The following is a 12,195-nucleotide window of genomic DNA, read 5'->3' as shown; positions in this document are numbered from 1 at the left end:
GAAGTAAAAGTAACCTTTAGTATAAAGTTGTTACTGCTCTGTTTTTAGGGATAAAATAGTTTTTAGGTTGCATTCCAACTGCTCGATGGGAAGTGGCCTTGAGATAAAATAGCCTTGACCATAATCCACACCAATCTCTCTAAGTTTATGAAATATATCTTTATTCTCGACGTATTCAGCTACCGAACACTTGTCTAGTGAGTGACTGATATCGTTTACAGCCTTGACCAAAGCCAAGTCGATAGGATCATTTAACATGTCTCGTACAAAGGAGCCGTCAATCTTAACATGCTGTGCAGGAAGCTGTTTTAGGTAGCTAAAAGTACTAAAGCCTGTTCCAAAATCATCAATAGCAAAATGGCAGCCTAAGTCGTTTAGATTTTTGATCATAGACTGTGTTGCATTTAAATTATTAATACTGGCTGATTCTGTGATCTCGAATATAACGCGATTCGCACTTACCTGATACTCAGTGAGACAGGCTTGAATATGTGGTTGCAGTCTCTCATCTAAGAAAGAGTGTGCAGACAAGTTAATCGCCACTTGGCTGAGCACATCAAACTCTGAAAGTGCCTTGATCGCAGTTCTGATAACGCATTGATCCATTAGAAAAGTATCGTTTAAAAGCTCCAATGCGGGGATAAACTGATTGGGGTACACGATTTCATCATTGATTTTCAACCTGAGTAAGGCTTCGTAATACGCAACTTGTTGCTTTTTGAAGTCCCAAATAGGTTGATAATGAAGTTCTATACTGTCATTTTGTAGCGCTTGTCTGACACTGTGACCCCACTCTAAGCCGATTTGTAGTGTTTGGTTCTGCTCATCTTCTTTGTTGTAACAATGAACTAGATTACGTCCCAGATTTTTTGCAATATAAAGTGCAATATCAGCTTGCTTCAAACACTCATTGGGATCAGCATTGTCACTGTTAATTTGGGTCAAGCCAATCGAGCAACTAATAGAGTAGGCATTATCTTCGAAATGAAACTTATGCTTTTCAATGGCCATACAAATACTTTCCGCATACATATGGGCATCGAGTAAAGCGGTATGTTTGAGTAAAATTGCAAATTCATCACCACCAATACGAAACGTAAGGTGCTGTTCTCCAATTTCATCCCCAAACAGTTCTGACACTTCTTTTAGAACAATATCGCCTTGTTGATGACCTTTGCTGTCATTAATGATTTTAAAGTGATCTAAGTCGATGTAAATCAGGGCATGCTCAATATCATTTGTAGACTTTACTTCATTACACAGTTGATTAAGCTGCTGGTCAAAATAATAGCGATTATGCAAACCTGTCAGTGTATCGTGTAATGCTAAATGTCTGAGTTGCAACTCTGCTTGTTTACGCTCATGAATGTTATCAAGCGTCGCAGTGATAGCTACGGAGCTAGATGTATTTTTGATAAGTTGCAAACGGCACTCCACCCAAATGAGATGACCGTTTTTATGACGTAGCTGTAATTCTATTTGAGCATGCTGTCGCTCACCATTTTGCATTTCTTGCATTACGGTTTGCAGCGTTACTAGTTCCTCTTTGGCGATATAGTCATGTAGTTGGGTATGCAAACTAGACTTTATCCCAAACCCTGACAGGTATTCCCATGCTGGGTTAATAAATCGAATCGCGCCTTCTAAATCAAGTTCAACCACAACCGTTCTTAAATGAAGGAGGATCCTTTGGTGTGCGGAAAACAAATCTTTATAACGATTTTCACTTCTGCTTAGCTGTTCAACCTTATTTGCAAACTCAGCGTAACTCACCATAAAGTCTTCTCGCCGTGCGGCGTGATCACATACTTTACTTAAAAATGGCATATCGTATGGTGCCCGAACAAAGTCGGTTACGCCAAGTAGTAATAGTTGCTCAGCATGATCGGCATCACGTTTGTCAATAATGGTCACAATTGCTTGACTAGGTTTATGTTTTAGAATGCTCTCTACGAGTTCGTCAGCGGAGCCAGAAAGGTTGGTCGTTGTGTCCATTAAGACGATAGCATAGTTACCCTGAAGAAATAGCGATAGGGCACTGTTTGCTGTATTTACATGCGTACAAGAGAAATTATGTGATAGATGCGCACAAATTTTTTCAGCTTTATTTTGGTCCGGTTCAAGGAGTAGTAAGTTGAGCCGGCTACTTTTATCTAGATGTGTCGACAATACGTTTGCCAAGATCTGCGGCAGCATATCTTGTCGCTCAAACGGTAGCACAGCATCTATACTGTAGCTGCGCGCGGTCGTCTCAGCGATACGCTCACAATAAGTTGGCGGAATAAGTACGATAGGCGTACTTTTTGAGGTAGCGAGCAAGCCTGAACGTATCATACGAGAAAAGCGCCAGCCATCAATTTTACCGATGTTGAGGCCGGTAATCACTAAGTCGACGGGTTGAGTTTTTAGTAAACTCAAAGCATCTTGTGAGTCAGATTTAGTAATAATAGTAAAGACATCTAATACGCTGAGCGTTTTAGTTAAAGTTTGCGTTTCGTGAGTACTGGCGTTAACAATGAGCAACGTTAGTTGTCTAGACACAATAAAAAAACCTCACCAGATACTGGCATACGATTACAACGGTTGACGGTATAAAATGTGCGCTAAAAGGCATAAGCTATTGTTTCAACTTAAAGAATAAAGATTGTACAGCACTTTGTGTTTTAACTTCGAAAAATCTTTTAAGTGAACGCCATTTTAGACCCGCTAGGTTAAAGGTATTTACGCAAGGTTACAAGCACTTGATTTCGCTAAAACACCGCACTAGACTTGGCGCAATTTTCGAAATGAGGCTTTTCCATGCGCGTAGCAGACTTTAGTTTTGACCTTCCTGATGAGTTGATTGCAAGACACCCAATGAAGGAGCGTTCTAGCAGTCGTCTTCTTACCTTAAATGGCAATAGTGGTGAAATCGAGCACAAGATTTTTAAAGATATTGTAGCGCTTATTAACCCTGAAGATTTAATCATCTTTAATAACACAAAAGTGATCCCTGCTCGCATGTTTGGGCAAAAAGCCAGTGGTGGAAAATTAGAGGTATTAGTCGAGCGTGTCGTTGATGAGCGGACAGTACTCGCTCATGTTAGAGCAAGTAAGTCGCCAAAGCCTGGTACTAAAATTGAGCTTGAAGGCCAAGCAACCGCTGAAATGGTTCAGCGTCATGGTGAGTTATTTGAGTTAAGGTTTGAAGGCGAAGAAAACGTGTTGGCGATTTTAGATAAAATTGGCCATATGCCTTTACCACCATACATAGACAGACCTGATGATGATGAAGACAAAGAGCGTTATCAAACTGTTTATGGAGAGAAGCCTGGCGCTGTTGCAGCGCCTACAGCTGGACTGCACTTTGACGATGAGTTGATGGCCAAGCTAAAGGATAAAGGCGTTGAGATGGCTTTTGTGACTTTACATGTTGGTGCAGGTACATTTCAGCCTGTGCGAGTAGATTCGGTGGAAGAGCATGTCATGCACTCAGAATACATCGAAGTCTCAGAAGACGTTGTTCAGGCGATTAAAGCGGCGAAAGCGAGAGGAGGGAGAGTTATAGCGGTAGGGACTACGTCAGTGCGCTCACTTGAATCTGCCGCAAAAGCGAATGGCGGCGAGATTGCTCCGCTTTACGGCGATACCGATATTTTCATTTACCCGGGTTACCGCTTTAATGTGGTTGACGCCATGGTGACTAACTTTCATTTGCCAGAATCGACATTAATCATGCTAGTGAGTGCATTTGCAGGACAAGAACATATTATGAATGCCTACCAAACTGCAATCGCAAAGCAATACCGCTTTTTCAGTTACGGTGATGCTATGTTCTTGCAAAAGCAAGATAAGTAATTTACACCATACAGCTATTAAAATGCCCAGTATTACTGGGCATTTTGCTTTTTCTGACTGTAAAGTTGTCGGCGTGATATAGACTTTGGGTTTTTTATCCCAATATTAGAATTGAGCCGTTAATCTTGGTAGAATCGGAAGATCACCGCCCTAAATATGGGGTTAGCATGTTTTTTAATCAATGTTGGACTGTTTTTCTGACAACGAGGTAACAATGAAATTTGAATTAGATCGCAAACAAGGCAAAGCTCGCCGAGGTCGCTTAATCTTCGACCGTGGTGTAGTAGAAACTCCTGCGTTTATGCCGGTTGGCACTTATGGCACAGTAAAAGGCATGACCCCAGACGAGCTTAAAGAAACGGGCGCGCACATCTGTTTAGGCAATACCTTCCACTTGATGCTACGCCCAGGCACGGAGATCATCAAACAGCACGGTGATCTGCATGATTTTATGAACTGGGATAAGCCTATCTTGACTGATTCTGGCGGCTTCCAAGTATTTAGCCTAGGTGCGATGCGTAAAATTTCTGAAGAAGGTGTGCTATTCAAATCTCCTGTTAATGGTGAAAAGATTATGTTGTCGCCAGAAAAAGCGATGGAGGTGCAGCGTGACTTAGGCTCAGATATCGTCATGATTTTTGATGAATGCACCCCATATCCAGCAACAGAGAAAGAAGCTAAAGATTCAATGGAGCTGAGCTTACGCTGGGCAAAGCGCTCTAAAGAAGCACATGGTGATAACCCGTCAGCGTTGTTTGGTATTATTCAAGGCGGTATGTATCCTGAGCTTCGTGCTGAGTCGCAAAAGGGCTTAGAAGAAATAGGTTTTGATGGCTATGCACTAGGTGGTTTATCTGTTGGTGAGCCAAAAGAGGACATGATCAATATTCTTGATCAATGTGCATATAAAATGCCTGAGCAAAAACCACGCTACTTGATGGGCGTGGGCAAACCAGAAGATTTGGTTGAGGCAGTGCGCCGTGGTATTGACATGTTTGATTGTGTAATGCCAACGCGTAACGCTCGTAATGGTCACTTATTTGTGACCGGTGGTGTGGTGAAAATCCGTAATGCAGCACACAAAACGGATACCAGCCCATTGGATGCAGAGTGTGATTGCCACACTTGTCAGAATTACTCTCGAGCGTACTTACATCACTTAGATAAGTGTAATGAAATTTTAGGCGCTCGACTCAATACCATCCACAACTTACGTTATTATCAACGTTTGATGGAAGGAATGAGAAACGCCTTGTCAGAAGGCACATTTGACGAATTTGTCGAAGACTTTTATGCGCGCCGTGGCATACCGGTGCCAGAGTTGGCTGACGTTGGTTTGACAGAAAATAATTAATTTTATAAACGAGGAAGTGAAATGAGCTTTTTTATCTCAAGCGCGCATGCTAGCAGTGCAGCGGCTGCACCAGCAGGTGGCGGTATGGAAATGCTAATCATGTTAGGTATTTTTGGTCTGGTATTTTATTTTTTAATTTACCGTCCACAAGCTAAACGTGTTAAAGAGCACAAAGACCTAATGGGCGCATTAGGCAAAGGTGACGAAGTACTAACTCAAGGTGGACTTGTGGGGAAAATCACAAAGGTAGCCGATGATAAGGATTTTGTTGTAATCGCACTAAACGACCAAGCTGAAGTGACAGTGCAAAAATCAGCGATTTCAGCAGTACTTCCTAAAGGTACAATGAAGTCTCTATAAGAAAAACAATAAAGGGATAGTCCAGTGTTAAACAAGTATCCAATGTGGAAGTACTTACTTGTTCTCGCTGTGTTAGCTATCGGTATTCTTTATGCCACACCTAACCTGTATGGTCGCGATCCGGCCATCCAGGTATCTGGCACAAAAGGAGCGGATGCGACACTCAGCGTATTAGATCAAGTCAACGAAACCCTGCAAAAGAATAACCTTGGCGTGAAATCTTCTGTGCTTGAAGATGGCCAAATCCTTGTCCGCTTCAAAAACGTTGAAGATCAGCTTAAAGCGCAAGATATTCTGCGCAATACTCTAAGTGAAGACTACATTTCCGCTATTAATATGTCCCCTGCACAACCTGAGTGGTTAAAAGACTTAGGTGCAAATCCAATGAAACTTGGTCTTGATTTAAGTGGTGGTGTTCACTTCACAATGGAAGTGGATATGGTCACAGCGATGGACAATGCACTAGAGCAAATGGAGCAAGACTTTAAGAGCGACTTGCGAGAGGAAAAGCTACGCTATCGCACTGTTAGACGAGTATCTAATAGTGAACGTGTGCAAGTAACTATGCGTTCTGAAGAAGACAAAGATGCGGCATTAAGTTTCTTGCGAAAGCGCTATCCTGGTAATGACTTTATCAATGACAGCAGTGACAGCCTTGCTTTCTTCTCAAGCCTTAGCGATCTCAAGTACAAAGAGCTTCGTGAATATGCGATTAAGCAGAACGAAACGATTATTCGTAACCGTATCAACCAACTAGGTGTTGCTGAACCAAACGTACAACGTCAAGGCGGTGAACGTATTATCGTACAATTGCCAGGTGTTCAAGATACAGCTCGTGCAAAAGAGATTCTTGGTGCGACGGCGACACTGGAGTTTCGTGAAGTAGACGAAAATGCCGATGTTCGCGCAGCTGCACAAGGTCGAGTGCCACCAGGCACAGAAGTTATTCTGCATAAAGATGGCTACCCTGTGGTGCTTAAAAAGCGCGTTATTCTTGAGGGTACTCACATCACAGGTGCGCAATCTGGAATGGATGAATATCAGCGCCCACAGGTTAATATCAAGCTAGATAGTAAAGGTGGCGCAAAGATGAACGCCTTTACAAAACGTGCCATTGGTAAACGTATGGCGACGGTTTTCATCGAGTACAAGCCATCAGGCAAGAAAGACGAAAATGGCAAAGCGTTACCACCTATCAAAGTCGAAGAGGTGATTAACGTGGCGACGATACAAGCGCGTTTAAATAGCTCTTTTCGTATTACTGGGATTGATAGTCCGGCAGAGGCACATAACCTAAGCTTACTACTTCGCGCAGGTGCGTTGGTAGCGCCAATTCAAATTGTTGAAGAGCGTACTGTAGGTCCAAGCCTTGGTCAGGAGAACATTGAAGCTGGTATGACGGCGGTTGTTCTTGGTTTTGCGTTTGTTCTTGCCTTTATGTTGCTGTACTACAAAGGTTTTGGTCTGGTAGCAAACCTAGCGCTTGCTGCTAACCTAATTATGATTGTGGGTGTAATGTCGATGATCCCAGGTGCCACACTTACGCTGCCAGGTATTGCCGGTATCGTATTAACAGTTGGTATGGCTGTTGATGCTAACGTTCTGATTTTTGAGCGTATTCGTGAGGAATTAGCAGAAGGGCGCAGCCCGCAACAAGCGGTACACCATGGTTATGATAGCGCATTTAGTACAATCTTCGATGCCAATATCACGACACTCATCGCGGCGGTGATCCTATTCTCTGTTGGTACAGGTCCAATTGCAGGTTTTGCGGTAACGTTAGCTATCGGTATTATCACGTCAATGTTTACAGCGATTGTTGGTACGCGTGCGGTAATCAACGCTACGATCGGTGGTAAACGTATTAACAAGCTATCAATCTAGGAGACGGACATGCAATTATTGAATTTAAAAAGCACTATCCGTTTTATGTCGGCAAGAAAGCTATCAATGGCTTTCTCGGCGTTATTGATTTTAGCGTCAATCGGCTCGTTTATGGTCAAAGGATTAAACTTTGGTTTAGACTTTACCGGCGGTACCGCGGTTGAAGTTGGCTTCTCACAACCGGCTGATTTAGCCAAGGTGCGTAGCGTGTTGGCCGAAAATGGTTTTGCTGATGCCTCGGTACAGTTGTTCGGGTCTAGCCAAGAAGTGCTGGTACGTCTAGCGCCAAGAGGCGATGATGTTAAGGCTGAAGTACTTGGTAATCAATTGATAGCTGCACTTAAACAAGCAGATGAAAGCGTTATTATGCGTCGTATTGAGTTTGTCGGGCCAAGCGTGGGTGAAGATCTTAAAGAGCAGGGCGGTTTGGCGATGCTAACCGCGCTTATCTGTATCTTAATCTATGTTGCTTTTCGATTTGAATGGCGTTTTGCTGTAGGTGCTGTGGCAGCACTTTTCCACGATGTTGTCTTAACGATGGGATTATTTTCCATTCTTGGTCTTGAGTTTGACTTAACAATTTTAGCAGCGATACTCGCCGTAATAGGATACTCCTTGAACGATACAATCGTTGTGTCAGACCGTATTCGTGAAAACTTCCGCAAAGTCCGAATTGATGACACATTAGAGATTATTAATATCTCTTTGACGCAGACACTTAACCGTACATTAGTCACCTCAATCACGACGATTCTCGTGTTGGTAGCACTATTTGTTTGGGGTGGTCAAACCATTCATGGTTTTGCCACCGCCCTGTTATTTGGTGTTTTCATCGGTACTTACTCATCAGTTTATGTTGCCAGTTCTGTTGCAGTTGCAATGGGTGTGAGCAAAGAAGACTTGATCCCAGTAGAAGTTGAAAAAGAAGGTGCGGATTTAGACGCCATGCCTTAACTACTGACTATAGAGTAAATAACCTGAGCTGCGGATAACTAATGCCTTTCTAGCAGCCAGTTTTAGCGCTAACTGCGTTGAATTCACTTCCAATAGCCAGCTGTTGGTTCGTAAATTCGCCTTGCCTACAGGATGTAGGTACCTTAGCGAGAGCAGGACGCGGGAGCGGTGTTTTCTCTAAAACTCTCTGGGTAGACAAGGAAAAACTAAGTTGTGGCTTAGCAACAGTGAGTTGGAACACTCCTTATCCAAACCTCAGGTTAAATATCAAAAGCGGCTAACTTAGCCGCTTTTTTGTTAGCATATAATTGTTTCTAAAAAATTACATTGTTGTATAATGATAATCGTTATCAATAAAGGAGATTATCATGTACAAACTCATGATGGCAGTTAGTGTATTAGCCTTAGTTACAGCATGCTCAGAGCAGCCTCAGCCAGAGCAAAAAGCAGCGCCTGCCGTGCAGGAAGCGACTGACTCGCTAAGTATGTATAAAACGCAAGCCGAGGCACTATTAGCCAATATTCGTGTAGAGAAAGAAGATAAAGCCTTAGAGGCTCAGTCAGCAGAGTTGGTGAATTTATCACGCACTCTATTGAACGAATTCGTCGCTAAGTATCCTCAATGTCAGACCTATCTTGATGCTTTAGACAAGGCAGCAGATATCATCCCAACATTACCTTTGGAAGAAATTGAAAGTGGTTATCATGCGGATGGTAAGTTACCAAAATTCGACGACCCAGTTTGTTATCATGCCAAAGATCTATTAGTTCACCCTGCGACAGTTCAAGCGATAGCTATGAATGGCTTTAAAGGACCTGAAGATTATAAAAGCGCAGAGATGGAAATTGTTGAAGTAATAGCGCATTTTGATCAAGTTGAAAGAGCACTGAAGTAAGCGACACTACCTTGTCTTAATACTCATCCAATTTAAAGGTGAAGTAAATTCAACTTTAAATTGGGTACATTTCATCCGATTGACATGTAACTGTCATACACAGTTGCTACCGTGCGCGATTATGTTTTTACAGTGAGCCTGATCCTGTGAAGTCTTCGCGCACGATACTACTCAATACAATAATAAAAGAAAAAGCGATATCTACACTTTTTCAGCCCATCTATGATCTTGCGAGGCGTCAAATTTTAGGATTTGAAGCACTAAGCCGTGGTATTCCGGGTTCATCACTGGAGTCTCCAGATAAATTGTTTGCAATCGCAAGTCAGCAAGAGCGATTATCTGAGCTAGAAATTATTTGTCGTGATAGTGCGATTAAGCAGTTCGTGTCGCACAGCTTACCCGGTAAATTATTTTTAAATGTTAGTCCCAAAGCGTTACTAGATCCTTCCCACCCCAAAGGTGAAACACGTCACCTCACGGAAATTTACGGGCTTGACCCAAAACGTGTTGTAATTGAAGTCACAGAACAAGATAAAGTAGATGATGCACATTTGTTGCTATCCACTATTACACATTATCGAGAGCTTGGATTTCAAATTGCAATTGACGATTTGGGAGCCGGGTATTCGGGGCTAAGAAAGTGGTCAGAGCTATGTCCTGATTACGTTAAGGTCGATCGGTATTTTATCGATCATTGCGATCAGAGTGTAGTGAAAAGAGAGTTCTTGAAGTCGATAATAGAGTTGGCAAAAGCCACCAGCACTAAAGTGATTGCAGAGGGAATTGAGCGAGCTGAAGAACTAAAGCTAATTGAACAGTTGGGTATTGTTAATGCACAGGGCTTTTTACTTGCTAAACCTGAAATGAAACCGCCTACTGAGCTTGAGGTGTTTAAGTCACTACACTCAGATCCGTCGGCTGTACCTGGGCGGTTCGAGCAGTCTATGGCTATCGGTTGGCTGGCCAAAGATATAAATGCTATCCATGAGTGTACACAATGTATTGATGCACATAGGTTATTTGAGCAAGATCGAAACTTGGCTAGCATCGCGGTTGTGAATGATGTGAGAGAGCCAATAGGGTTGCTACATCGAGATCAATTAACAGAAGTTTTTGCAGCACCTTATGGTCACGCGCTATTTGACAAAAAGTCAGTGATTAAATTAATGGACAAGCAGCCTTTGGTGGTTGATGAACAGCAAGAGCTTGACTCCGTCAGTAAGCAAATTACCGATCACGAATTTGATATTCGTCGCCATATTATTATCACCAGAAATGGCTGTTATCTTGGCTTAGCGCCGCTTAGAGACATACTAAAGCACATTACCGAGGAAAAAATACGTCATGCTCAGCATGCTAATCCATTAACCATGCTACCTGGTAACGTCGCGATTAACGAAGCGATAGAGCAAAGACTGCGTTCGAATCATGACTTTTCTTTGGCTTATATTGATTTAAACCATTTTAAACAGTTTAACGATTTATATGGGTACGCCAGCGGTGACAGTGTCATTAAGCTTTTAGCTGAGGTGACCATGGATGTTTGTGCCCACAGCCCAAGTTTTGTAGGTCACATAGGGGGGGATGACTTTATGGTGGTATTTGATAATCATGATGCGCAAGCACTATGTCATGAGATTATTGCTGAGTTTGAAACTAAATCCACAGCTTTTTTTACCCCTGAGCATGTCAACGCGGGAGGCTATTGGGCAACAAACCGCGAAGGACAAAAGCAGTTTGTACCATTATTGACTTTATCAATCGGTTTAGTGCGTCCAGATCTACAGCACTGCTTTAACTCCCATCAAGTGGCGGCATTGGCAACTGATGCAAAAAAAGAAGCTAAACGATACCGAAACAGTTACTTATTCGTTTGTAATCGACGCAAACCCACTGTGTCAACGGTTCGACTCGAAAATGCAGGGTAATAATAGCGTAAGCATACGACGACTTCATAATACTCTTTATCTTTGATAACAAAACGCTATACAAGGGAAAAATATCACTGAAGAAGTAGCAAACTTAGTGCTTTGCTACTCCTAACAGGTGTCTAGCGCTTTTTACGCAGACTGGGGAGGGCGTAGTCATATTCTTCTTTGTAGGTAATTGCGGCTAAAATAAGCAGTATTAGACAATTAGCACTGTAAATTAAGTACCCGCTAACATCAAAACTATAAAAGAAAATGGTCATTTCGACGCCTTTGGCATTTCTAAAATAATTTTCAATTAAGGCTGCGAAGCTCATAAAAACATTAAAAATTGCCAGCCAAGGCATAATTGCATCGGCAAAGGTGTAGCGTGTTTTTAATTTGGGGAACAGCTTTTTGGTGATCTCGACACGATAAGTCAACGGAAAAACTACCATCAAACCAATCAGGAAGTGAGTACCAAAAATAAGGGTATTCTGTAATAGTCGCTGGTCTTTTGAGGATTCTAAACTAATCAAACCAGACGAAAAAACCGCAGTTTCTAGGGTAAAGGGAACAACTGCTAATAGAGAGAGCGCGCAAATATTAACGTCTTTTAATCGAGCCCCTAATATAAAGACTGTTAAGACAATAAGCACATAAATAATGTAGAAGTGAAAACGAATGTCATATAAGACTAAGAGACCTACTGCTACAATTGCATAAGGTATCAGTAAGTCTCCTAATGAGAAATTTTTCTTCATAGCACCACACTAGTCTTTGCTAGTTTCTTTTTGTGCGTTAGGGTCGTTTGGTTCGTAAATACCGCCACCAGAAACCTTTTTGCATTCTTTCAAATTTAGCTTTTGCATTACATAGTCCTTATTGAATTTACTTGACGTGCAAGCAATCAAAGTGTTTGAGGTTGATACTCTAATTGCGCTAAACGCAATTTCGGAAAGTCGCCCAGACTACTTAACCGACAATTCCGACCAGTACAAAC

Annotated in this window: 9 protein-coding genes; 7 read left to right on the top strand and 2 right to left on the bottom strand. The window is 42.2% G+C overall.

Annotated elements, in window-relative coordinates; all coding sequences use genetic code 11:
- Positions 1-30: 30 nt before the first annotated feature.
- Entirely contained in the window at positions 31-2,541 is a 2,511-nt protein-coding gene (locus J8Z24_RS14655; protein ID WP_128731167.1) for a GGDEF/EAL domain-containing response regulator, read from the bottom strand.
- 258 nt (positions 2,542-2,799) lie between these two features.
- Here J8Z24_RS14655 and queA point away from each other — a divergent pair, with 258 nt between their 5' ends.
- From queA to J8Z24_RS14620, 7 genes are all read left to right on the top strand, one after another.
- Positions 2,800-3,837, top strand: coding sequence for a tRNA preQ1(34) S-adenosylmethionine ribosyltransferase-isomerase QueA (gene queA / locus J8Z24_RS14650; protein WP_125252128.1), 1,038 nt, complete (start codon positions 2,800-2,802; stop codon positions 3,835-3,837).
- A gap of 214 nt (positions 3,838-4,051) precedes the next feature.
- Positions 4,052-5,191 (top strand): tRNA guanosine(34) transglycosylase Tgt, encoded by a 1,140-nt coding sequence (gene tgt / locus J8Z24_RS14645; protein WP_125252127.1) that lies wholly within the window; start codon positions 4,052-4,054, stop codon positions 5,189-5,191.
- A gap of 21 nt (positions 5,192-5,212) precedes the next feature.
- Positions 5,213-5,551: a preprotein translocase subunit YajC gene (gene yajC, locus J8Z24_RS14640; RefSeq protein ID WP_125252126.1), complete on the top strand. Its 339-nt coding sequence runs from the start codon at positions 5,213-5,215 to the stop codon at positions 5,549-5,551.
- A gap of 24 nt (positions 5,552-5,575) precedes the next feature.
- Entirely contained in the window at positions 5,576-7,435 is a 1,860-nt protein-coding gene (gene secD, locus J8Z24_RS14635; protein ID WP_128731168.1) for a protein translocase subunit SecD, read from the top strand.
- A gap of 9 nt (positions 7,436-7,444) precedes the next feature.
- The gene (secF, locus tag J8Z24_RS14630) at positions 7,445-8,389 is read left to right on the top strand and encodes a protein translocase subunit SecF (RefSeq protein ID WP_125252124.1); all 945 of its coding nucleotides are present in this window, start codon (positions 7,445-7,447) and stop codon (positions 8,387-8,389) included.
- 368 nt (positions 8,390-8,757) lie between these two features.
- Complete coding sequence (locus J8Z24_RS14625) at positions 8,758-9,285, top strand: hypothetical protein (RefSeq protein WP_128731169.1); 528 nt, start codon at positions 8,758-8,760, stop codon at positions 9,283-9,285.
- Between the two features lie 146 nt (positions 9,286-9,431).
- Positions 9,432-11,213: a bifunctional diguanylate cyclase/phosphodiesterase gene (locus tag J8Z24_RS14620; protein ID WP_252094897.1), complete on the top strand. Its 1,782-nt coding sequence runs from the start codon at positions 9,432-9,434 to the stop codon at positions 11,211-11,213.
- 122 nt (positions 11,214-11,335) lie between these two features.
- Here J8Z24_RS14620 and J8Z24_RS14615 read toward each other — a convergent pair whose 3' ends face one another.
- Complete coding sequence (locus J8Z24_RS14615) at positions 11,336-11,956, bottom strand: hypothetical protein (protein WP_252094896.1); 621 nt, start codon at positions 11,954-11,956, stop codon at positions 11,336-11,338.
- Positions 11,957-12,195 lie beyond the last annotated feature (239 nt).

The sequence above is a fragment of the Pseudoalteromonas sp. SCSIO 43201 genome (assembly GCF_023716725.1).
Taxonomy (GTDB): domain Bacteria; phylum Pseudomonadota; class Gammaproteobacteria; order Enterobacterales; family Alteromonadaceae; genus Pseudoalteromonas; species Pseudoalteromonas peptidolytica.
The sequence above is the reverse complement of the archived record's forward strand: the minus strand, read 5'-3'. Positions and strand labels throughout refer to the sequence as shown.

Bases quoted from the DNA above. Each gene is read 5' to 3' on its own strand.
- queA (WP_125252128.1), top strand. From the start codon at position 2,800: ATGCGCGTAGCAGACTTTAGTTTTGACCTTCCTGATGAGTTGATTGCA.
- tgt (WP_125252127.1), top strand. From the start codon at position 4,052: ATGAAATTTGAATTAGATCGCAAACAAGGCAAAGCTCGCCGAGGTCGC.
- yajC (WP_125252126.1), top strand. From the start codon at position 5,213: ATGAGCTTTTTTATCTCAAGCGCGCATGCTAGCAGTGCAGCGGCTGCA.
- secF (WP_125252124.1), top strand. From the start codon at position 7,445: ATGCAATTATTGAATTTAAAAAGCACTATCCGTTTTATGTCGGCAAGA.
- J8Z24_RS14625 (WP_128731169.1), top strand. From the start codon at position 8,758: ATGTACAAACTCATGATGGCAGTTAGTGTATTAGCCTTAGTTACAGCA.
- J8Z24_RS14615 (WP_252094896.1), bottom strand. From the start codon at position 11,956: ATGAAGAAAAATTTCTCATTAGGAGACTTACTGATACCTTATGCAATT.